The sequence below is a fragment of the Methylomonas sp. HYX-M1 genome (assembly GCF_040741385.1).
Taxonomy (GTDB): domain Bacteria; phylum Pseudomonadota; class Gammaproteobacteria; order Methylococcales; family Methylomonadaceae; genus Methylomonas; species Methylomonas rhizoryzae.
This window is the reverse complement of record NZ_CP160405.1, coordinates 3,532,534-3,552,612: the sequence shown is the minus strand read 5'-3', so window position 1 is coordinate 3,552,612 and position 20,079 is coordinate 3,532,534. Positions and strand designations below refer to the sequence as shown.

23 protein-coding genes are annotated in these 20,079 nt (G+C 52.0%); 22 read left to right on the top strand and 1 reads right to left on the bottom strand.

Annotated elements, in window-relative coordinates:
* The first annotated feature begins 77 nt into the window (after window positions 1–77).
* The gene (locus AB0A83_RS16230; protein ID WP_150050175.1) at window positions 78–1,082 is read left to right on the top strand and encodes a phosphotransferase; all 1,005 of its coding nucleotides are present in this window, start codon (window positions 78–80) and stop codon (window positions 1,080–1,082) included.
* Entirely contained in the window at window positions 1,079–1,783 is a 705-nt protein-coding gene (gene murU / locus AB0A83_RS16225; protein ID WP_150050173.1) for an N-acetylmuramate alpha-1-phosphate uridylyltransferase MurU, read from the top strand. The genes AB0A83_RS16230 and murU overlap by 4 nt, the downstream gene beginning before the upstream one ends.
* On the opposite strand, the gene AB0A83_RS16220 is transcribed toward murU, so the two are convergent.
* A complete protein-coding gene (locus AB0A83_RS16220; protein ID WP_150050171.1) occupies window positions 1,761–2,258 on the bottom strand; it encodes a tetratricopeptide repeat protein in 498 nt (165 codons plus the stop codon). The genes murU and AB0A83_RS16220 overlap by 23 nt on opposite strands.
* A 246-nt stretch (window positions 2,259–2,504) precedes the next feature.
* On the opposite strand from AB0A83_RS16220, the gene AB0A83_RS16215 reads away from it, so the two are divergent.
* From AB0A83_RS16215 to AB0A83_RS16120, 20 genes are all read left to right on the top strand, one after another.
* A complete protein-coding gene (locus AB0A83_RS16215) occupies window positions 2,505–2,948 on the top strand; it encodes a pilin (RefSeq protein ID WP_367154723.1) in 444 nt (147 codons plus the stop codon).
* A 67-nt stretch (window positions 2,949–3,015) separates the two neighbouring features.
* Complete coding sequence (locus AB0A83_RS16210) at window positions 3,016–4,866, top strand: hypothetical protein (RefSeq protein ID WP_367154722.1); 1,851 nt, start codon at window positions 3,016–3,018, stop codon at window positions 4,864–4,866.
* Window positions 4,867–5,208: 342 nt separating this feature from the next.
* Window positions 5,209–6,333 (top strand): homocitrate synthase, encoded by a 1,125-nt coding sequence (gene nifV / locus AB0A83_RS16205; protein WP_367154721.1) that lies wholly within the window; start codon window positions 5,209–5,211, stop codon window positions 6,331–6,333.
* A gap of 11 nt (window positions 6,334–6,344) precedes the next feature.
* Window positions 6,345–6,506, top strand: a complete 162-nt coding sequence (locus AB0A83_RS16200) for a hypothetical protein (protein ID WP_190303170.1) — start codon at window positions 6,345–6,347, stop codon at window positions 6,504–6,506.
* Window positions 6,503–7,279 (top strand): serine O-acetyltransferase, encoded by a 777-nt coding sequence (cysE, locus tag AB0A83_RS16195; RefSeq protein WP_150050165.1) that lies wholly within the window; start codon window positions 6,503–6,505, stop codon window positions 7,277–7,279. Before AB0A83_RS16200 ends, cysE begins: the two co-directional genes overlap by 4 nt.
* Window positions 7,279–7,785: a hypothetical protein gene (locus AB0A83_RS16190; RefSeq protein WP_150050163.1), complete on the top strand. Its 507-nt coding sequence runs from the start codon at window positions 7,279–7,281 to the stop codon at window positions 7,783–7,785. The genes cysE and AB0A83_RS16190 overlap by 1 nt, the downstream gene beginning before the upstream one ends.
* A 203-nt stretch (window positions 7,786–7,988) precedes the next feature.
* Window positions 7,989–8,117 carry a hypothetical protein gene (locus tag AB0A83_RS16185; RefSeq protein ID WP_269473488.1) on the top strand — a complete coding sequence of 43 codons (129 nt, stop codon included), beginning with the start codon at window positions 7,989–7,991 and terminating at the stop codon, window positions 8,115–8,117.
* Window positions 8,118–8,120: 3 nt separating this feature from the next.
* Complete coding sequence (gene nifW, locus AB0A83_RS16180; protein WP_150050161.1) at window positions 8,121–8,435, top strand: nitrogenase-stabilizing/protective protein NifW; 315 nt, start codon at window positions 8,121–8,123, stop codon at window positions 8,433–8,435.
* Entirely contained in the window at window positions 8,432–8,911 is a 480-nt protein-coding gene (locus AB0A83_RS16175) for a nitrogen fixation protein NifZ (protein ID WP_150050159.1), read from the top strand. The genes nifW and AB0A83_RS16175 overlap by 4 nt, the downstream gene beginning before the upstream one ends.
* A 1-nt stretch (window position 8,912) precedes the next feature.
* Complete coding sequence (gene nifM, locus AB0A83_RS16170; protein ID WP_150050157.1) at window positions 8,913–9,767, top strand: nitrogen fixation protein NifM; 855 nt, start codon at window positions 8,913–8,915, stop codon at window positions 9,765–9,767.
* Between the two features lie 61 nt (window positions 9,768–9,828).
* A complete protein-coding gene (gene clpX, locus AB0A83_RS16165) occupies window positions 9,829–11,127 on the top strand; it encodes an ATP-dependent Clp protease ATP-binding subunit ClpX (RefSeq protein ID WP_367154720.1) in 1,299 nt (432 codons plus the stop codon).
* 46 nt (window positions 11,128–11,173) lie between these two features.
* Complete coding sequence (gene grxD, locus AB0A83_RS16160) at window positions 11,174–11,785, top strand: Grx4 family monothiol glutaredoxin (RefSeq protein ID WP_150050152.1); 612 nt, start codon at window positions 11,174–11,176, stop codon at window positions 11,783–11,785.
* A gap of 25 nt (window positions 11,786–11,810) precedes the next feature.
* On the top strand, window positions 11,811–12,335 hold the full coding sequence (locus tag AB0A83_RS16155) for a flavodoxin (RefSeq protein WP_150050150.1): 525 nt from the start codon (window positions 11,811–11,813) through the stop codon (window positions 12,333–12,335).
* Between the two features lies 1 nt (window position 12,336).
* Window positions 12,337–12,726: a Rieske (2Fe-2S) protein gene (locus AB0A83_RS16150; protein WP_367154719.1), complete on the top strand. Its 390-nt coding sequence runs from the start codon at window positions 12,337–12,339 to the stop codon at window positions 12,724–12,726.
* A 7-nt stretch (window positions 12,727–12,733) separates the two neighbouring features.
* A complete protein-coding gene (locus tag AB0A83_RS16145) occupies window positions 12,734–13,165 on the top strand; it encodes a SoxR reducing system RseC family protein (RefSeq protein ID WP_150050146.1) in 432 nt (143 codons plus the stop codon).
* Window positions 13,166–13,485: 320 nt separating this feature from the next.
* Window positions 13,486–15,744, top strand: a complete 2,259-nt coding sequence (locus AB0A83_RS16140) for a methyl-accepting chemotaxis protein (protein ID WP_367154718.1) — start codon at window positions 13,486–13,488, stop codon at window positions 15,742–15,744.
* 298 nt (window positions 15,745–16,042) lie between these two features.
* The gene (locus AB0A83_RS16135; RefSeq protein WP_150050144.1) at window positions 16,043–16,339 is read left to right on the top strand and encodes an antibiotic biosynthesis monooxygenase; all 297 of its coding nucleotides are present in this window, start codon (window positions 16,043–16,045) and stop codon (window positions 16,337–16,339) included.
* A 5-nt stretch (window positions 16,340–16,344) separates the two neighbouring features.
* Window positions 16,345–17,538: an iron-containing alcohol dehydrogenase gene (locus AB0A83_RS16130; RefSeq protein ID WP_150050142.1), complete on the top strand. Its 1,194-nt coding sequence runs from the start codon at window positions 16,345–16,347 to the stop codon at window positions 17,536–17,538.
* Window positions 17,539–17,650: 112 nt separating this feature from the next.
* Window positions 17,651–19,378, top strand: a complete 1,728-nt coding sequence (locus AB0A83_RS16125) for a glycosyltransferase (protein WP_150050140.1) — start codon at window positions 17,651–17,653, stop codon at window positions 19,376–19,378.
* Window positions 19,368–19,814, top strand: a complete 447-nt coding sequence (locus tag AB0A83_RS16120; protein ID WP_190303169.1) for an SPASM domain-containing protein — start codon at window positions 19,368–19,370, stop codon at window positions 19,812–19,814. Before AB0A83_RS16125 ends, AB0A83_RS16120 begins: the two co-directional genes overlap by 11 nt.
* Window positions 19,815–20,079 lie beyond the last annotated feature (265 nt).

Below are 20,079 nucleotides of genomic sequence, written 5' to 3'. Positions count from 1 at the left end.
TTAAGCGTAGCGGGATGGAAATCGAATAAAATATCCGGTCATTTTACCTTAGGTTGTCCCGCAATTCGTAACTATAGATGAACGTTCTTGTTTCCGACCGGCGCTTGGAGCTGTTGGTTTGTTGGTTGTCAGAGGATTTGAACTACCGGGTGCGGTCCATAGAAGCCGCATCCAGCGACGCAAGCTTCAGGCGTTATTTTCGCGTTCGGCACGAACGAGGGTGTCAGGTGGTCATGGATGCGCCTCCCGAGCGTGAAACCACCGAATCTTTCGTCCGGAATGCCGCGTTGTTAGGAAACGCCGGCATTCGGGTGCCGAAAATCTTTGCGCAGAATGCAGCGTTGGGTTTTTTGCTACTGGAAGATTTCGGTACCCGTTTGTATGCCGACGGTTTAAACGAAGCGTCGGCCGATGCTTTATACCTGCAGGCCATGGACAGCCTGTTTCGTTTGCAGAGCGAGGTGGACGTCGTGGCGACTCCTTTACCGGCTTACGACAAAGCCTTGTTGGAACGCGAATTGTCCATTTTTCGCGACTGGTTTCTACAGGAAACATTGGCGCTTGCCTGCCCGCAACCGGTTTGGCAGGCATTGCAAGCGCTGTTGATCGATTCCGCCTTGCAGCAACCTCGGGTATGCGTGCACCGGGATTATCACTCGCGCAATTTGATGATCGTGAAAGACGACGGGCCACCCGGCGTGTTGGATTTTCAAGACGCCGTGATCGGGCCGCTCACCTACGATTTGGTGTCTTTGCTGAAAGATTGCTATGTGCGTTGGCCGCAGGCGAGCGTCGAGCGTTGGCTGCGGCAGTACTTCGGCCGTTTGCTGGATGCAGGTATGGTCGACGACGATTTTCAACGGTTCAACCGGTGGTTCGACTGGATGGGCTTGCAGCGGCACTTGAAAGCGGTCGGCATATTTTCCCGCTTGCATTTGCGCGACGGCAAAGCCGGCTATCTGCAAGACATTCCGCGCACCTTGGGGTATATAGCCGATGTTTGCAGCGCCTATCCCGAACTGCAAGAATTTAACGCTTTTTTACAGCAAAGCGTGTTACCGGCTTACCGCACGACGCCATGAAAGCGATGATACTGGCCGCTGGACGCGGGGAACGCATGCGGGAACTGACCGAACTGACTCCCAAGCCCTTGCTCAAAGTGGGCGGAAAGGCCTTGATCGATTACGCGCTGGAGAACTTGGCGCGCGCCGGCTTCAGCGACATTGTGGTTAACCTGGCGTACCGGGGGGAGCAAATTCGCCACCATTGCGGGAATGGCGAGCCATGGGGCGTTTCCATCCGTTATTCCGACGAGGGTGCTACGGCGCTGGAAACCGCGGGCGGCATAAAATTCGCCCTGCCGTTGTTGGGCGATCAACCGTTTCTGGTCGTCAACGCCGACGTGATTTGCGACTATCCGCTCGCTCGTTTGCGGGATGTCACCCTGGGTGATGCGCATCTGGTGATGGTGGCCAATCCGCCGCATCATCCGGGCGGCGATTTCGGTCTGGGGGCCGACGGACAGTTATTCGAATCCGGGGCAGAGCGGTACACCTTCAGCGGCATCGGCGTTTATCATCCGCGTCTGTTCGACAGCATGCAATGCGGTTCGGCATTGAAATTGCGCCCGTTGCTCAGCGAAGCCATGCGGCGGCGGGCGGTCGGCGGCGAGGTTTTCGGCGGGCTGTGGCTGGATATAGGAACGCCGGAAAGATTGAGGGAGTTGGAGGGTACCGTGTTGTTGGCCCGGCAAACCGGGACTAATGCTGTTGCTGCGGATTAAAATTCGACAGGGCTTCCATCTGCGTCTTCGCCACGGCATGGCCTTGAGCCGCTGCCTTGGCTATCCACATCACCGCCAGGTTATCGTCCTGCGCCAAGCCGACGCCGCTTAAATGACATAGTCCTAGCCAATGCATGGCGTCCAGGCAATTCTGCTTGGCAGCTTGCTCCAGCCAATAAACCGCGCTTTTCGGTTTGTCGTGCGCTAAAAACAGCATGGCCAGATCGGTTTGCGCTTCGGCCTCGCCGCCGTCCGCACGCGTGATTAATTGGACAGTGTCGTCGCTTAGCGGGATGCAAACTGCGTGGCCTATGGATTTGAGTGAAATCAGGTTTTTGTTGCCGGCGACCGCCGCGCAGCTGATCGAGCCTTCGGCCAGGCGCCTGCGCAACGTGCGTTCGCTCCATTCGGTTAAAGTAATCGCCGCTTGGAGGCTGACGCAGGCAAGCATTTCGTCGTTGGGAGGATTTACCATAATTGGCAGGGTTTTTTGACCGGCAAAAATTGAGTGGCAGTCTTTCGGCTCGGGCAAACATAGTCCATTAGGCGAGTTTTCTCAAACCGGCATGGATGGCAATGCGAAATTTCAATCAAATGCCAATTTAATTATTTGAAAATCAATGCGTTGGATATATTTTGCTTTGCTTTGTTTGGGTTGGCATCGTTTCTGCTTTTAGTTAAATGAATTTTTAACCCGCACATCCTAGAAGAGGACAACACTATGAACACACCCGTCATGAAAAAAGTACAACAAGGTTTCACCCTGATCGAGTTAATGATCGTCGTCGCCATCATCGGCATTTTGGCAGCGGTGGCGATTCCGGCTTATCAAGACTATCTGGCCAGATCGCAAGCGGCTGAGGCGGCTTCGTTGTTGGGTGGCTTGAAAACAGGTATTGCTGAATATTATTCAACCAATGGCGCCATCCCTAACGTAGCAACCCAATCGCAATTCGGTGTCGCAGTTTTAAGCGGGAAGTATGTTGCGTCTGTCGCAAACAACGGTAGTGCGACTGTAACAGCTACTTTTAAACCAGCAGGCAGTGTTAACGCTAAATTGGGGGGTAAAACAATCACTATGACCTACGCTACGACAACAGGACAATTTTCATTTAGTTGCTCTAGCATCACAACCCAAGAAGTTTGGCCAAGTGTCTGTAAATAATTCTTCGAAAGCTTTATCTGAAAATCAACATAGTAGATTGAAGCCCCTGCTAATGCAGGGGTTTTTTTTGTGTTGCATAATTGGTCTTTATCTGGCTTTCAGTCAGCCCGGTTTATCCGGCGGTTTCATCCTTGACGATTGGCCAAATTTAACCGGCTTGGAACAAGCCAAAACCTCGCAGGGATTTTGGCACTACGTATTCGGCGGCGTGTCCAGCACCTTGGGGCGGCCGCTCAGTCTGTTTAGTTACGCCTTGCAGGCGCACGACTGGCCGGGCAATCCCTATCCCTTCAAGCTTGCAGGTATGGCGATACACATCGTCAACGCCTGTCTGGTTTTTGCGGTCTGTCTGTTAATCGGCAAGCTGCAGGACTGGCCGGTCCGACTCAGCGCGCAGTTTTCCATCGTCGTAACGGCGTTTTGGCTGTTTTTACCGCTCAATATCAGTAGCGTTTTTTATGTTGTGCAACGTATGACATTATTGTCGGCGTTGTTTTCCTGGCTGGGCGTGCTGGGGTTTTTGTGGGGAATTCAATCAAATAAGCGCTTGGGCGGGGTGGTGGCAACCTTTGCGATGGCTGTCGCTTACGGCTTAGGGATTTTAGCCAAGGAGAACGCTGTGCTGACCGGCTTGGAAGTCGCCGTACTGTATGCGTTTTTGCTGCGCGGCCGCTACGGCAGCAAGCGATGGGACGCCTGGATTGCGATGGTTTGCGTACTGCCGCCGGCGTTGGTGCTCGGCTATTTAAGCCTCAACATCGCCAACTACACCCGGGCGGAATTCACGCCCTGGCAGCGCATGCTCAGCGAAAGCCTGGTGCTGCAGGATTATCTGTTCAAAATTTTATGGCCTACTCCGGGCCGGTTAAACATTTTTAACGACGGGTTTCCCGCCTACAAATCGCTGGGCGATTCCTGGCTGGTGCTGGAGGCCAATGCGTTTTGGGTGGTTTTAAGTGCGGCGGCGTTGTGGTGGAGGAAAAAATACCGGTTCCTGGCATTCGGATTGTTTTGGTTTTTAGCCGGGCACGTGCTCGAATCCAGCATATTCGGGTTGGAGTTGTATTTCGAACACCGCAATTATTTACCGAGCGCCGGCTTGATAATCGGCCTAGTCGGCGAACTGTTTGCATGGCGCGCGCGGCGTGCGAATACCGCTAGCAATGCGTCCGACCGATTGACCTTGGCCGGTTTGGCGTCAATTGCCTTGTTCCACCTTGCGGTGTACGGGGCGGAGATAAACAGCTGGCGCAGTCCTGCCATTCAGGCCATGTCCGCCTTGGTGGAGCGGCCCGATTCCATTCGCGCTCACCAAGAAGCCGCGGCCTTCTTTGCCAATAGCGGCGATTACGCTAATTCGGCACTGATTCTCAACGCGATCGAAAAAAAATGGCCGGGCTTTCCGGGCACCTACAGCCAACTGTTGATGCTCGGTTGCGTGGACGATCATGTCATGCTGCCGGATAAAACTGGGTTGATTGCCCGGTTTAAATCCGGCGTGTTCGATCGCGGGACGCTGGATGCCTGGAATCAAATTCTCGATTTCAAAAAACAAGGCGCTTGTCGAAATTTGAGTTGGCAGGATTTTCAAGTCTATACCGACGCTATTACGCAGAATCAAAACTTCGCATTTCAGATGGAAGATTGGTTGGCGATGAAAAGCCTCGCGTTGGATGCCGAGGGCAAATTGATCGAAGCGGCGCATTGCTTGGATGCCATCGACGAAACGGCGGCAAGCTTGGATTTTTTATTGCTGAAAGCCAAGTTTTACGCGGTTTCCGGGCTGGCGCAGCAAAGTTTGGCGATTCTGGAGGGGATGCGCTCGAGGTCATCGGCCAACCTCAGGCAGTGGCTGCCCATTCGGGCCGAGGTCGAAAAAATGACCGAGCAACTGCGGTTTAAACTGAGCAAACCATAGTCTTAACTTTCGTCACGATTGCTTTCCTGACTCAGGCTAGCCTTGCCCGCAGGCACAGGAAAAGTCGAGTGGATAAGCGCGCATGTGGTGGACAATGTCTCCTTCGAGTCCAGCGTCATCATCCGTCTGCTTGTCAAAATCGGCGGCTTAAATCCGAGCCGCTATCCCGTTGATCCCTCATTGTAAGGTTTGTTACAAACCCCGACGATTAGTAGGCGTTTGTATTGTAGCTAATATGTCAATAACGCCTTAAGTTATTGATTTCAAGTTCTAATGCGAGTTGGCAAACGTTTTGCTTTTAAGGAATTAAAGGCAAATACCTACTCGTTTAGAGGTTGAAACATGCAAGCCATCACCCGCAGCATCATTATCGACGATACAACGTTACGCGACGGCGAGCAATCGGCAGGGGTGGTTTTTTCTCTCGACGAAAAACTCGAAATCGCCACACGCTTGGCGGGTTTGGGTGTGCCGGAGTTGGAAATCGGGATTCCGGCCATGGGCGAACAAGAGCGTGAGGAAATCAAAGCCATCGTCGGTTTGAATTTGCCGTGCAATTTGTTGGTTTGGTCCAGGATGCGTCAGGAGGATTTGGCCCATTGTTTGGATTTGGGCGTCGGTTCGGTCGATTTGTCCATTTCCGCATCCGATCAACACATCAAACATAAGCTCAAGCAAAGCCGCGAATGGGTGTTGAACACTATCGATTATTGCGTTAAAGCCGCTGTCGATGCCGGTTTGAACGTTTGCGTCGGGGCGGAAGACGCTTCCAGGGCCGACAGCGACTTTTTGGCGCAAATGGCCGAAGCCGCGCAACGGGCGGGTGCCAGCCGCATCCGTTTCGCCGATACCGTCGGAATCATGGAGCCGTTCGGCGTGCACGACGCGATTCGAAAATTGCGCGTCGCGACCGACATGGATATAGAAATGCACGCGCACGACGATTTGGGCTTGGCGACCGCCAACACCTTGGCGGCGGCACTGGCCGGTGCGACTCATGTCAATACCACGGTCAACGGACTCGGGGAACGCGCCGGTAATGCCGCTTTGGAAGAAGTCGTGGTCGGCCTGAAACAGTTATACGGTATCGATACCGGCGTGGATTTGCGGGACTTTCCCAGTTTGTCGGAACAAGTGGCCGCCGCGTCCGGCGATACCATCGGCAGCCGCAAGAGTTTAATCGGCCGGGACGTGTTTAGCCACGAAGCGGGTATCCACGTCGACGGCTTGCTGAAAGATCCCATCAATTATCAAGGGGTAGACCCGGCCGTGGTAGGCAGAAGCCATCAATTGGTGCTCGGTAAACATTCCGGTAGCCAGGGTGTGGTGCATGCCTATCGTCAACTCGGCATCCCGATCAACCGTTGGCAAGCAGGACGCTTGCTGCCTTTAATCCGTCAATTCGTTGCTACCCATAAACGGGCGCCGCAATCGACCGATCTAAGTCAATTCCTACTCAGTTTATAGTGAGGTGTCCGATGAACAGTCAACGTCAAAAGCAAAGCCTGAAATCCGAAGTCAAACTGGAAACCCTGCCCGGTTTGCCGCAGCAAGAACAGGACGATCGCTATCCTGGCAGTTTTTTTAAAGTTCCGGGGGTGCCGGCGCCGGGTAAAACCAAATGGAGCTTGGCAAAATGATGTTTTTCTCACCTCCTCGTAACCGCAAGGTTACTCTGTGGCAGGACTGGCGGGAGGACGTGGCTTGCGTGTTCGCCAGAGATCCCGCGGCACGCAATATCGTGGAAGTCTTGTTGGCGTATCCGGGAGTGCACGCGGTATTGCTGTACCGTATGACCAACCGCTTATGGCATGCGGACTGGAAATTGGCCGCGAGGTTATTGGCTGCCTTTGCCCGTTGGTTGACCAACGTCGACATTCATCCCGGCGCTACCATAGGCAAGCGTTTTTTCATCGACCACGGCGCCTGCGTGGTGATCGGCGAAACCGCGGAAATCGGCAACGACGTGACCTTGTATCACGGGGTAACGCTAGGCGGCACTACCTGGAACAAGGAAAAACGCCACCCTACCTTGGGCGACAATGTGTTGGTCGGGGCGGGTGCCAAAATCCTGGGCGCCATAACCCTGGGCAACAACGTGAGAGTCGGCGCCAACTCGGTAGTCATCAAAGACGTGCCGCCTTGTTGTACCGTCATCGGCATTCCGGGGCGGATCATTCAGCAAAAAGGCGTCAAGATCAAAGACCCGCGCGGTATCGATTTAGACCACCATTTGGTTCCGGATCCGGTAGGCAAGGCATTGACTTGTCTGGTGGAGCGGCTGGATAAGCTGGAAGCGGATCAAGAAAAATTGTTCCAAATCAGCGGAGAAAATTGCGGCGGCTGCGATGCGGAGACCGTCTGTCATGGGGAGGAAACGGTGGCTTTAGAGCAGATAGCGGGAAGACGATAATGGATTTACTGGATTTCGACCCACAGGATTTGTATTACGAGCAAGAAGACAGCCACGAGGTGCAAGAGCTGATCAAAGCCGCATCCGACGGCTACGCTAACGGCGAAGCGGAACTGCCGCTGCTGAAAGCCTATTTGCGGGCGCCGGAATCTTTTAACGTGTTGGTATCGCTCAATCGGTTTTATTACTACCAGCACCGGTTGGAGGAAGCGTTGATGATTTCGGAACGGGCTCTGCTGCTGGTTAGGCGCGGCTTGGATGTACCGGACGATTGGCGGCTGTTGAGCAAGGAGCACATTACGGCCGCGCCCGGCGAATTGTTGAGCCGGATACGTTTTTACCTGTTTACCCTGAAATCGATCGGTTTCTTGAACATGCGTCTGCACAATTTGGAATTGAGCCGCGGCATATTCGAAAAATTAGTGGCGCTGGACGACAAAGATCGGATAGGCGCTAGAGGTTTACTGGAGCTGGTGTTGCAAACGCAAGCCGTCGCCGCGGGATGAGTGGCAAGTAATCAAACTAAGGTGATGACATGCTAAAAGAAAAACCGGATATCTCTCTGCTTCCCGTCTTGCTGTTCGCATTGCTGGTCATGTATCTGCTGGCGAGCGACCCTAACATAATCGGCCCTTTTTAATGAGTTAGGAATGAAATAAGTCCTTTTTGCAACGGCGGGTTTACCCGTCCTTAACCCGAGGTAATTGCCATGATGAAGCATAAACCCGAACACGACCCGTTTTTAGCCCAGGCTTCCGTCATGCTGGTGCTGTTATTGGTGATGTACGCGCTGGGAGGCGACAGTGGCAACCTGGATCATCTAATTGCCGCGAGGTAACCCATGAGTTTTGAAGACGACATCGAAGAGCTGGAATCCGCAGAAGACTTTTTACTGTATTTCCAATTGCCTTACGATCAAACGGTAGTCCATGTAAACCGCTTGCACATCTTGCAACGTTTTCACGATTACTTGAGCCAAGGAGCGGAACAACTCCCGGAAGAAGAAGAGGCTAAACGGGAAGTCTACAAAAAGCTGCTAGCCAGGGCTTATCAAGACTTCGTGGAATCCGACGCCTTGACCGAGAAAGTCTTCAAGGTATTCAAAGACGTGGAACCTGCAACCGTATTTATCTCCCTAGGGGATATCAAAACATGATCGAAGAACGCTTTGACGAAGAACGTTTCGAATTTGGCGAAGCAGTTAGACTTACACGAAACGTTAGAAACGACGGTACCTATCCCGGTAAGGAAATCGGTGACCTGTTGATACGGCGCGGCAGTATCGGCCATGTGATTGAGGTAGGTACTTTTTTGCAAGATCAGGTGATATACACCGTACACTTTTTGAATCAAAACCGGATGGTCGGTTGCCGCGCCGAGGAATTGATTCCAGCCGATGCGCCCTGGAACCCGAGTCGTTTCGAATTTCGCGACAAGGTCGTGTGCTCCATCGATTTGGCGGTGAAAGGTGAAATCATTGTACATAAAGGTGCCGAGGGCGAAGTCTTGAAGATTTTGCGGGAAACCCAACCCTTGCAGTACCACATCCGTTTTCCGGGGCGTACCTTGCAAGTGCCGGAAAAAGTGTTGGAACCGGCCGACCCGGCTAATTTCAGAGAACCAGAGGATTAATATGAATCAGCACGTGAACGTTGCCGTCGAGCCCTATACTCTGCTGCGCGCTTCGTTGAGCTTATTCAAAAAGCCGCCAGCCGATTTGGAAGAAACGCAGTTGCATCAGGCAGAACGCCAAGCAAAAAGCGAATACGACATCGAAAACCGGGTGTTGAATTCGTCCGAGGCGGTTGGTGTCATCATCTCCGATCTAGAATTGAGTCGAGCATTTGACGAAATCAAAGGGCGTTTTGATAATGATGAAGCGTTTTTCAAGGCATTGAGCGCCAATAATTTAGACGAGGGCATGTTGAAATCCGCCTTGTCGCGACAATGTAAGGTTAACGCGATATTGGAAAAAGTCGGTTCGCGTGCGCCTAAAGTTAACGAGGTAGAAATCGGTATTTTCTACCACTCACATCCCGATAAATTTCGCCAGCCCGAACAACGGGTTGCTCGTCACATTCTGATCAGCATTAATCCGGATTATCCGGAAAATACGCGGGAAACGGCTAGGTCGCGTATGGAAGAAATCGAGGCGACTTTAAAGCGCAAACCGCATAAATTTGCCGAACTTGCCTTAAAAAATTCCGAATGCCCTACGGCTCTGAATGGCGGCGAATTGGGTACCATCGTGGCCGGGAAACTCTTTCCTGAGTTGGATGCCGCTTTGTTTGGGCTGAAAGAAAATCAAATCAGCGACATAGTCGAGACCGAAATCGGCTTCCATTTAATTCAATGTCAAAAAATCATTCACGCGGAAACGGTGTCTCTGAAAAAAGCGGCGCCTAAGATCAAACAATTGATGCAGGATCGCTCCCGCCGCAATTGCCAACGAACCTGGCTGGCGAGTTTGCCGGCCGGAAAACCGTAGCGATACGGTCTACTATTCAACCACGGTGGTTACGATCACCCTAATCTAAATGGTGACAGACATGGCGAAAGAATCTAAACATTGTTCGTTTTGCGGCATAGCTGCGTCGGCTTCCGTTCCGATGATCGCCGGTACCGAAGGCTACATTTGCGAGGCTTGCGTACAGTTAGCCAGCCAAGTGGTGTCGAGTTGGGGTAAAAAGAAAGAACTCAACGAGATGCAAACGACGTTGCCTAAGCCTTTAGAAATCAAAGCCATTCTGGATCAGTACGTGATTGGCCAAAATTTGGCCAAGGAAATTTTGTCGGTAGCGGTTTACAACCATTACAAACGCCTGAAGCATGAAAGCAGCAAAGCGGACGGTTTAGGCGAGGCCGATACCAACGTGGAAATCGGCAAATCCAATGTCCTGTTGATCGGGCCTTCGGGTACCGGTAAAACCTTGCTGGCCAGCACCTTGGCGAAAATTGTCGGGGTTCCTTTCACCGTGGCCGATGCTACCACCCTGACCCAGGCCGGTTACGTCGGTGACGACGTCGAAAATATTTTGGTTCGTTTGCTGGACGTCGCGGACGGGCAAATCAGCAAAGCCGAGTGGGGCATTGTATATATCGACGAAGTGGACAAAATCGCCCGCAGCCCGGAACAAGCATTCGGAACGCGCGACGTTTCCGGCGAAGGCGTGCAACAAGCCTTGTTGCGCCTGGTGGAAGGCTCGCACGTTAAAGTGCCGGCCAAAGGCCGGCGTAAGGATCATAGCGGCAGCGACACGGTGACGGTCGATACCCGCAACATCCTGTTCATTGCCGGCGGCGCATTCCCCGGTTTGGAAAAACACGTGGAAAAACGCTTGATGCCGCCAAAAACCGCGATTGGTTTTCATGCGGAAGTCAGTAATCCGGACGACAAACCGTCATTGGAAGCGATGTTGAACGCGACTCAGCCGGACGACTTGAAACGCTTCGGCCTGATTCCGGAATTTATCGGCCGTTTCCCGGTGTTGGCGCCGCTGGAGCCTTTGGACGTCGACGCCTTGATTCAAGTGTTGACCGAACCCAAAAACGCGCTGGTCAAGCAATATCAACAATTGTTCGCATTCGACGAGGTCGAGCTGGAGTTTACCCAAGACGCTTTAGTGGAAATCGCCGAAAAAGCCATCGCCCGCAACACCGGTGCCAGAGGCTTGCGCAGCATCATGGAAACCGTGTTGCGCCGCACCATGTTTGACGTACCGTCCAAAGAAAACGTTTCCCGCTGCATCGTCACCGCCGAAGTCGTCAAAGGCGAAGGCGAAATTCAGTTGGTCGAATGCGACACGCGGGAAGAACCGAAGCTGCAACGCTTGTCCGGCGGCGAATAAGCCTGCGCTTGCGACGGGTCGACTATCACTTTAAAGAGATTACATAATGAGCACCAAAGATAAAATCCTCAAACAGTTAGCCGAAAATCCGGTGATTATTTATATGAAAGGCGTTCCGTCCGCGCCGGAATGCGGATTTTCCGAAAAGGCCGTGAATATTTTGAACGCAACCAAAGTGCCGTTTACTTATGTGAACGTACTGCAAGCGCCGTTTATTCGGGAAAAACTGCCGTCGGTTTCCAAATGGCCTACGTTTCCCCAGCTATTTATCAAGGGAGAGTTAGTCGGCGGTGCGGACATTATCGAATCTATGAACAATGACGGCAGTTTATTGCCCATGTTGCAGGCGGCCATCGCGCCGGTGGCCGGCGCTGCCAATGTCATTACCCACTCTGAAGTGGAAAATTTGATACACGGCGACTATCCGGGGTCGACTATTATGATCGAGGGCGAAGGTTGCGACCTCAGCATCGTAGTGGTCAGCGAGATATTCGGCGGGCAATCCCTATTGAAACAGCAGCAAGGGGTTATGGCGACTTTGAGCGAACCTTTGGCGAGCGGCCGTTTGCATGCCGTGACCTTAAAAACATTCACCCCGGAACAGTGGCAGGCGCAGCAACCGGCGGAAAAACCAGCGCTATTACAAATTCAACTTTAATTTCTATCACAAGGAGCAAACATCCATGGCAAATGTAGGTATATTCTTCGGTACAGATACCGGCAACTCGCGTAAAGTCGCAAAACAAATCGCCAAAAAATTGGGCGTGGCCAAGCCCGAAAATATTAACAAAGCCAGTGTCGACGATCTATTGGCCTACGACGTACTGATTTTGGGTACCCCTACTTACGGCGACGGCGAATTGCCGGGCCTAACCGCCGGAACCTCGTCCGAAAGTTGGGAAGAATTCATGCCTAACCTGGACGGAGCGGATTTCTCCGGCAAAACGATTGCGCTTTACGGTTTGGGCGATCAGGAAGGTTATCCCGACAATTTTGTCGATGCCCTGGGCATGCTGTACGACAAATTCTCCGAATTGGGCGCCACCATGGTCGGTTTTACCAGCACGGACGGTTACACCTACAACAAGTCTAAAGCGGTTGTGGACGGTCAGTTCGTCGGCTTGGTGCTGGATGAAGATAATCAAAAAGAGCTTTCCGAGGACCGCTTGGCGGACTGGCTGACCGAACTCGAGCCCGTTTTGGCATAAAATGCGTATAGCCGCTGCCGGCGCTTTAGCCGAAAAAGCCTTTTTAACCGTCGATGTGGTGCTCAATAGCCGTTCGCCCGGGCAACAAGCCGTCAATGCGGTGATTTTTCGCTATCTCGGCAAAGTTTACGCGTACGTCAACCATTGCATGCACATGCACAGGCCGTTGAATTGCCAATCCGACGGGATTTTCGACGAAGAGCGCCGGTATTTGCGTTGTTCCATGCACGGGTTTTTATTTCATCCGGAAACCGGGGAATGTTTAAGTCCGGTGTGCGAGGGACAAAAGCTTAGGCCGCTTAAAGTGGCGGAAGAGCATGGAATGATAGTGTTTAAAGAAAAACGGCTTCAATTCGTCGACGGCCATCCCATCGGTCGAAATTTCGTTTGATCGAACGATGATAGAGGAAATCGCCACTGTTACCCGAATAGCCGGCGGTCAGGCCTGGATTAAAAGCCAAGCCAGCAGTGCCTGCGGCGGATGTGCCAAGCAATCCGCGTGCGCTACTGCAACGTTGAGCAAGCTGTTGCCGCAACGCGAATTTGCGGTGGACTGCGACTTGACCTTGCGGGTTGGCGATCAAGTGCGAGTTGCCATAGACGACTCGCACTTGATTTTAACGTCGATCATCCTGTATTTGATGCCGTTGCTGGCCATGTTCGGCGGAATCGCGCTGGCGCAGGTTTTGTTGCCGGTAGCCGTTGCCGATCAATGGCTGCCGGAAATAGCCTTGGCGGTGTTGCTTCTGACTTTTTGGGCCATTCATTTGTGCCAAGGAATATTGCTGTTGTATTTTTGTTTTCGTCCGCAAATCGTCGGCAGACTTTAAAGGTTTCCGATCTACACACAAACGTCATATTGCGTGACCAATCCCCCTGTCGATACCACAAATTCAGGAAAGCGGGAGCGACGCATGAGCCTACTTATTGATGCTTAGCCTCGCGGCATTCAGGTTCATAAAAAACGCCTCAGTTTGTAGGGTAGTATTTCTCTTAGCCTTGACTACTATTTAGGCCTGTGTTTCATCGGTTCAGCGAAGACCGTTGCATAATCGAGTTTTTGAACAGTCTTGGCTTGTTGGGCTTGGGAGAAAACGCGTCGATTTTTGCTCCCGGTGCTTACACGGAACGTTAACCGAGAGCAATTTTCATGAATAAATTCAAACTTTCTCACAAATTTCTGGGCTTGATCGTTTTGGCGGTGGTGATGTTTGCCATTCCCAGTGCGTCAGTCATCCTTTCCAGTACCCGGTCTATAGCCGACACCCACAGGGAAAAGCGGGGGGTCGAATATTTGCAAGCCACCATTAAATTATTGCAACTGGTGCAACAACACCGTGGCTTGAGTAGCGGGGTTTTGTCAGGAAATGACGGCTTAAGCGATAGTTGGCGGGCGAAACGTCGGCAGATCGATAGTCAAGTTACCGAAGTCGACGCGTTAGACCTGCGATTGTCTGACTTGGGCATGAGCCGGCAATGGCAACAATTGCGTCAAGCTTGGGAACAATTGGCCGGCAGTGTCGAGACTATGGATCCCAAAGCGAGTTTGACGCAACATACCGAGTGGATAAATACATTATTGCAGTTCAACCGCAAAGTGCTGGATGCCTCCGGACTCAGCCTGGATCCTGAAATTGACGGTTTCTATCTGAGTTCCGTTGCGGTGAGTCAATTGCCGGAAATGGCCGAGTTGCTCGGCGGATTGCGTGCCATGGGCACCAAGGTGCTGACTTCCAAGCAATTAGGGCCCGACGATGCAAACAAGGTTTATCATGCCACCAAGACGCTGGATGTGTATCAGGTACTGGTCGAGGAAAACCTGGGCAAAATTTCCATCGGCGATAAGACCATCTTTGCCGAAACGCAAAAAATGCTCGGAGAAGCGCATAAAGTGGCAAAGCTGATAGATGCCGAAATCGTCGTGGCCAAGATAATCGATTACTCGGCCAAAAGCTTTTTCGAGCAGATTACGGTCGTGGTGGATATGTATTTCAACGCTTCGGAATCGCTCAACAAGATGTTGCTGAATACCTTGGATGCGCGTATCGACAGAATACGCACTGACATTACCCTGCGGTTCGGCATGTTGCTGGTGCTATTCGGGGTGTTTTTATACCTGAGCTGGGTCACGGTCACCGGCGTACTCCGCCCAGTCAATGTCATGCTGGAAGGCTTAGGCAAACTGGGCAACGGCGAGATGCCGGTCCGAGACGGCAACGATTACGGTTTGGAATTCAATCAACTCAAAGAAAGTTTGAATGCCGCGGTTGCCAACGTGCAAGCCTTGATAGACGACGCCGGTATGCTGGCTGCAGCCGCGAAGGAAGGGCGCTTGGATGTGCGTGCGGACGCCGACAGGCATTTCGGCGATTACCGACAGATCGTGCGAGGTGTGAACGATACCCTGGACGCGGTGATTTTGCCGGTGAACGAGGCCATAGAGGTACTCTCCATGGTCGAACAAGGCGATCTGACCGGAACGGTGCAAGGCGACTATCAAGGCCGGTTGGCGGAGTTCAAGAACAGCGTTAACAACACCATAGGCAAGTTGTCCGCTACGATAGCGGAGGTTGTCAGCGCCACCGAGCAACTGGGCAATGCTGCCGAGCAAATCAACGCGACTTCGCAATCCCTGTCGCAAGCCTCCAGCGAACAAGCGGCGGGTGTGGAAGAAACCAGTGCCAGTATCGAGCAAATGGCAGCCAGCATCAATCAAAACGCCGATAACGCTAAACTGACCGATGCCATGGCGACCAAAGCGGCCAAGGAAGCCGAGGAGGGCGGCGAAGTGGTCAAACATACCGTCGAAGCGATGAAGCAAATCGTCGCCAAGATCGGCATCATCGACGACATTGCTTATCAAACCAATATGCTGGCGCTGAACGCCGCGATCGAAGCGGCTAGGGCGGGCAATCACGGGAAGGGTTTCGCGGTGGTTGCCGCCGAAGTGCGTAAGCTGGCGGAACGCAGCCAGATAGCTGCGCAGGAAATCGGCGAATTGGCCGAAACCAGCGTCGGAACCGCCGAATCCGCCGGAGAATTGTTAGCGGAAATCGTGCCTAGCATTGCCAAAACCTCGGATTTGGTACAGGAAATTAGCGCGGCTTCGCAGGAACAAGCGACAGGAGCCAGTCAAATCAATGCGGCGATGAATCAAATGAGTTACGTCACTCAGCAAAATGCGGCGGCCAGCGAAGAGCTTGCCGCGACTGCCGAACAAATGACCAGCCAGACAGAACAGCTGCAATATTTGATGGCTTTTTTCAAAATCGATGCCAATGCGCAAGGAGCGCCGAATCCAACCTTTAAATTGCCGGACAAGCCTGACAACTCGTCCAGCAAAAGTGCGGGCAAACGCCAACAACCGGCTGCCGATCGCTTCGATCAGACCAAGTTCGGACGCTTCTAATGAGGTTGGTAGCGATAGCTTCGGAATTAATCGGGCGTAGGGGCGATTCATTCGCCCGGTATCAATGGCCATAGCAGCCGGAGTAGGAGCGAGGTGACAAGCCGTCTTCGCGGCAATGCGTCCCTCCCGGCCGGACTTTCGCATCAAGCTTTCCCACGGTTCCGCTGCTTTCCGAATTTGTTGGGGGGATGCCCCGTGCTCGACCCGCAAGCGCCGATATTGGCGGGATACGGCGCGGCGGTCTTGGCTGTCGCTGGCGTATAATACGGAATTACTTTCCGGTTATGAGGCCAGCGTTATGCATGTCACCTTGGTTCACGTTCACGTCAAACCTGAACACCTCGACGCGTTTATCACCGCTACCCGCGACAATCATCTGGCGTCGATTTGCGAGGCCGGCAACCGGCGTTTCGACGTATTGCAAGCGGCGGACGATCCTACCCGTTTTGTATTGTACGAAGCTTATCTAACGGCGCAGGACGCGGCCGCGCATAAAGAAACCGCTCACTACTTGGCTTGGCGCGAAACGGTCGCGGACTGGATGGCGGAGCCGCGTCAGGGCATTTGTTACCACGGTTTGTTACCGCAGGAATAAGCCTCATGTTGTTTTCTCCTTTTGCCATTTCCAGGTTGCCGCGGGTGATATTCGGTAACGGCTGCATTCAACAAGTACCGGCACTGGCGGCCAAATACGGCCGACAGGCGTTGTTGGTTACCGGTAAACGCTCGTTTTGCGGCTCGCCGCGCTGGCAGGCTTTCATCGCATCGCTGGAAGCCGCCGGTTTAAGCTGGCAGCATTTCACGGTATCCGGCGAACCTTCCCCGCTACTGGTGGATAGTGCGGTCAGCGATTTCGCCGGACGCAATATAGACGTCGTGGTCGGTATAGGCGGCGGCAGCGTGTTGGACGCAGCCAAGGCGATTGCCGGCTTGTTGCCGCACGGCAATTCGGTCATGGATCATTTGGAAGGCGTGGGCAAAAACGTGCCTTACCGCGGCCCCAGTACCCCGTTTATTGCTGTACCCAGCACGGCCGGCACCGGCAGCGAGGCCACCAAAAATGCAGTGTTGAGCGTTCAAGGCGCAAACGGTTTTAAAAAGTCGTTCAGGGACGAATGTTTGGTGCCCGAATACGCGGTAGTCGATCCGGAGTTGTTGGCGAGTTGTTCGCCGGATTTGCTGGCGGCGGACGGTATGGATGCCTTTACCCAGTTGTTGGAATCCTACGTGTCGTTGAAAGCCAATCCTTTTAGCGATGCGTTGGCCTGGAGCGGTATGCAGGCAGTCGAATCCGGTTTTTTCGCCGCTTGGCAAGGCGTGGAACCGCAAGCGGCGCAGGGTAGGGCGGCCATGGCCTATGCCGCGTTGTTGTCCGGCATTACCCTGGCGCAAGTGGGATTGGGTTCGGTGCACGGCTTGGCTTCCCCGCTAGGCGCCTATTTTCCGATACCGCACGGTGTCGTTTGCGGTACTTTGGTTGCCGCGGCTACGCAAATCAACATCCAAGCTTTGCTGGAACGCGAGCCCGGGCATCCGGCTTTGGCAAAATACGCCGGGGTCGGGCGCTTGTTGGCGGGCGACCACGACTTAAAGGACGAGACGGCTCGTTCCGCCTTGGTCGACGTGTTGCACGATTGGAGTCGGTGCCTGGGCTTACCCAGGCTTGGCGAATTCGGTATTGCCGGCGGGGATTTTCCGATGATAGTCGCCAACAGCCGGGGGAGCAGCATGCAAACCAATCCTATCGTTCTGACCGACGCGGAAATTCAACGGGTGCTGGAGTTGCGTTTGTGAGTGCCAAGCGTCCCCCGCCCGAATTTTCCGGCAGGGCGACAATACAAGCGTGTGTAAGCTCTATTAGCGGCAAAATGGCGATTGCACAATTTTTTTGAGAAATCAGTGCAATATGAAAAACATTAAGATGGATAACTGTTTAGAACTCGTTTCGATCGTTGTGACGTCTTGTAATCAACGCCTGCCGTTGTTGCAGACGGTCGAGAGCATATTGGCTCAATCTTATTCCAATATTGAGCTCATTGTTGTGGATAGAGCTTCGGCGGACGGTACGCCAGACGAGTTGAAGCGAATACGGGACGCTGATCCCAGGCTTCGTTATTATTCGTATCCGAATATCGGTACGGCTCAGGCCTATAACCTGGCTCTCGATAAAGCTAAGGGAACGATTATCGGTTGGATGCCTCCCGGCACCGTATACACTCTCGCGGCGATTGAGCGCGCGATTTCTGCGGTTAGCGCAGAAGCGGATTTGCTGATGGTATACGGGCGAGGCGAAACGCAGGATGCGAGTGGGGCAAAAATCGAATTCGTCCCGGCATTTCCGGCGAAGCAAGCGACTAATGCCAACTCGGCCGGTAACTTTCTTTGCCCCCCGGCAGTATTCTTTAAATGGTGCTTGCTGAGTCTGATCGGCAAATTCGATCAATCACTAGAATCGCAATGCGATTTCGATTTTTGGGTCAGGGCTTTCTATCGCCTTCGGCAGCGAATTGGATTTGTCAACGCAATTCAAACAATAACCGCTGTATATCCGGGCCGCTATACTACCGAAAACTGTGCCGCTCTGGTGATTCAGAGTATGTGCATCGTATTTAAATATTACGGCGATTGCAGTGCGGAATGGGCAAGAGGCTATATTGAAGCGATATGGGCGCAGAAAGTCGATCAGTTGGACAGTTCAGGTTTGAAAGATTTATGCGCTACTTTTTTGGAGCGGGTAGCACCATTTTTGTCGGTAGCGGATTATGAGCGTTTATATGAAACGGTCGAACAAAAAACGGCGTTGTATAGAGTCAATCGCCGGAGCGCGCAAGAAAATGCCAAGCTGGCGTTGGAAGAGTTCAAAGCCGGTGTGGTCAAGGTTAACAGTATGCCGAATATGTTGACGTTAGAGACTTCTTCTCGGTGTAATTTGCAGTGCGTGATGTGTCCGCACGGAATTAACGGCGTCGATCGTCCCAAGCATTTGTCCAACGAATTGATGGATAAATTGCTTCCTTATGTTCGCAATTCGACCATGATTCAATTGCACGGAATCGGCGAACCGTTGTTTAGCCCGTCTTTTTGGCATTTATTGCAATACTTGCCGTCAACGGCATCCTGCGATTCTTCGGTAAATACTAATTTAGTTTTATTGGATCAAGCCAAAACGGATCAAATAATTAAATCGAATATAAAAATTGTTAATGTGTCTCTGGATGCGGCTACCGAGGTAACGTATACAAGAATCCGCGGCGGAGATTTTGCTAAAGTAGTAAAAAATATTGAGAATTTAATCGCCGAGCGTAATCGTAAGAGCCGTACTTATCCGCTGGTATATTTAAATATGACGTTGATGAGAAGCAATATAGAAGAGTTGAACGAGCTTGTTCGTCTCGCAGCTCGCTTGGCCGTGAATAAACTGCTTTTCTGGCATTTAAATCGTTGGACGGAGACTGAAATGGCGCGCTATGTCGTTAATAAAGGCGATTGGGTGTTTGACTATGCTAAAGAAGGATTATGGAATTATCCGGAGCTGTCTAATCGATGTATTGCTGAGGCATTGGCTTTAGCAAAAGAATTAAATGTCGGAGTATATTTGGATCAGAATAAACAAGTTTATTTCGATGACCTCTAACAAACCTACCGTAAAAGATTGTCATTATCCTTGGACTTGGATGATGGTTACCGCAAACGGCGCAATTAGACCTTGTTGTTTCGCTCAGGGTGAGTTAGGGAATTTAAATAAAGCCAGTGCCGAAGAGATTTGGAACGGTAAAGTGGCAATGGAATTGAGGCAGGCAATAAAGTCAAATAAAATTCATTCCGTTTGCCGAAATGCTCCATGTAAATTCGTCCAAAATATGACGGATGACGATCCGGAATTGAGTTTGTTGATTACGGAAGATATAAGTGACGGTAGTTTATTTGACGAAATATGGTACTTAGATAATTACCCGGATGTTGCCGAGGCCATTTCAAAAGGTTTTTTTCATTCCGGATGGGACCATTACAATAAATTCGGGAAATCGGAAAAACGTAGGTTTCGACTAGTTGACCGCGACAAGAATTAATGCCGTCCCGCTGCCGGATAATATAGTCGTAAGGTATCTGCGGTCGGTAAATTTCGTATCCGGAGAGTCTAAAATTGGCAAATCAGTCTGAAAATCTGATTAGCGCAGTTCAATTCACTCATAACCTTTTCCCACGCATTTCAAATCTTGCAATCCTGCCCAATATAGATAGGGCTTAGCAGGCTGTTGATTTTATCTCCCCTGTAACCCGCATTGGCTGGTTGAGTCAGATGTGTTGGTAAATCATAAAGTATTGTTCTAAATG

Excerpts from the sequence above, each read along its gene's own strand:
- AB0A83_RS16230 (WP_150050175.1), top strand. The coding sequence starts at position 78 with ATGAACGTTCTTGTTTCCGACCGGCGCTTGGAGCTGTTGGTTTGTTGG.
- murU (WP_150050173.1), top strand. The coding sequence starts at position 1,079 with ATGAAAGCGATGATACTGGCCGCTGGACGCGGGGAACGCATGCGGGAA.
- AB0A83_RS16220 (WP_150050171.1), bottom strand. The coding sequence starts at position 2,258 with ATGGTAAATCCTCCCAACGACGAAATGCTTGCCTGCGTCAGCCTCCAA.
- AB0A83_RS16215 (WP_367154723.1), top strand. The coding sequence starts at position 2,505 with ATGAACACACCCGTCATGAAAAAAGTACAACAAGGTTTCACCCTGATC.
- nifV (WP_367154721.1), top strand. The coding sequence starts at position 5,209 with ATGCAAGCCATCACCCGCAGCATCATTATCGACGATACAACGTTACGC.
- AB0A83_RS16200 (WP_190303170.1), top strand. The coding sequence starts at position 6,345 with ATGAACAGTCAACGTCAAAAGCAAAGCCTGAAATCCGAAGTCAAACTG.
- cysE (WP_150050165.1), top strand. The coding sequence starts at position 6,503 with ATGATGTTTTTCTCACCTCCTCGTAACCGCAAGGTTACTCTGTGGCAG.
- AB0A83_RS16190 (WP_150050163.1), top strand. The coding sequence starts at position 7,279 with ATGGATTTACTGGATTTCGACCCACAGGATTTGTATTACGAGCAAGAA.
- AB0A83_RS16185 (WP_269473488.1), top strand. The coding sequence starts at position 7,989 with ATGATGAAGCATAAACCCGAACACGACCCGTTTTTAGCCCAGGCTTCC.
- nifW (WP_150050161.1), top strand. The coding sequence starts at position 8,121 with ATGAGTTTTGAAGACGACATCGAAGAGCTGGAATCCGCAGAAGACTTT.
- AB0A83_RS16175 (WP_150050159.1), top strand. The coding sequence starts at position 8,432 with ATGATCGAAGAACGCTTTGACGAAGAACGTTTCGAATTTGGCGAAGCA.
- nifM (WP_150050157.1), top strand. The coding sequence starts at position 8,913 with ATGAATCAGCACGTGAACGTTGCCGTCGAGCCCTATACTCTGCTGCGC.
- clpX (WP_367154720.1), top strand. The coding sequence starts at position 9,829 with ATGGCGAAAGAATCTAAACATTGTTCGTTTTGCGGCATAGCTGCGTCG.
- grxD (WP_150050152.1), top strand. The coding sequence starts at position 11,174 with ATGAGCACCAAAGATAAAATCCTCAAACAGTTAGCCGAAAATCCGGTG.
- AB0A83_RS16155 (WP_150050150.1), top strand. The coding sequence starts at position 11,811 with ATGGCAAATGTAGGTATATTCTTCGGTACAGATACCGGCAACTCGCGT.
- AB0A83_RS16150 (WP_367154719.1), top strand. The coding sequence starts at position 12,337 with ATGCGTATAGCCGCTGCCGGCGCTTTAGCCGAAAAAGCCTTTTTAACC.
- AB0A83_RS16145 (WP_150050146.1), top strand. The coding sequence starts at position 12,734 with ATGATAGAGGAAATCGCCACTGTTACCCGAATAGCCGGCGGTCAGGCC.
- AB0A83_RS16140 (WP_367154718.1), top strand. The coding sequence starts at position 13,486 with ATGAATAAATTCAAACTTTCTCACAAATTTCTGGGCTTGATCGTTTTG.
- AB0A83_RS16135 (WP_150050144.1), top strand. The coding sequence starts at position 16,043 with ATGCATGTCACCTTGGTTCACGTTCACGTCAAACCTGAACACCTCGAC.
- AB0A83_RS16130 (WP_150050142.1), top strand. The coding sequence starts at position 16,345 with ATGTTGTTTTCTCCTTTTGCCATTTCCAGGTTGCCGCGGGTGATATTC.
- AB0A83_RS16125 (WP_150050140.1), top strand. The coding sequence starts at position 17,651 with ATGAAAAACATTAAGATGGATAACTGTTTAGAACTCGTTTCGATCGTT.
- AB0A83_RS16120 (WP_190303169.1), top strand. The coding sequence starts at position 19,368 with ATGACCTCTAACAAACCTACCGTAAAAGATTGTCATTATCCTTGGACT.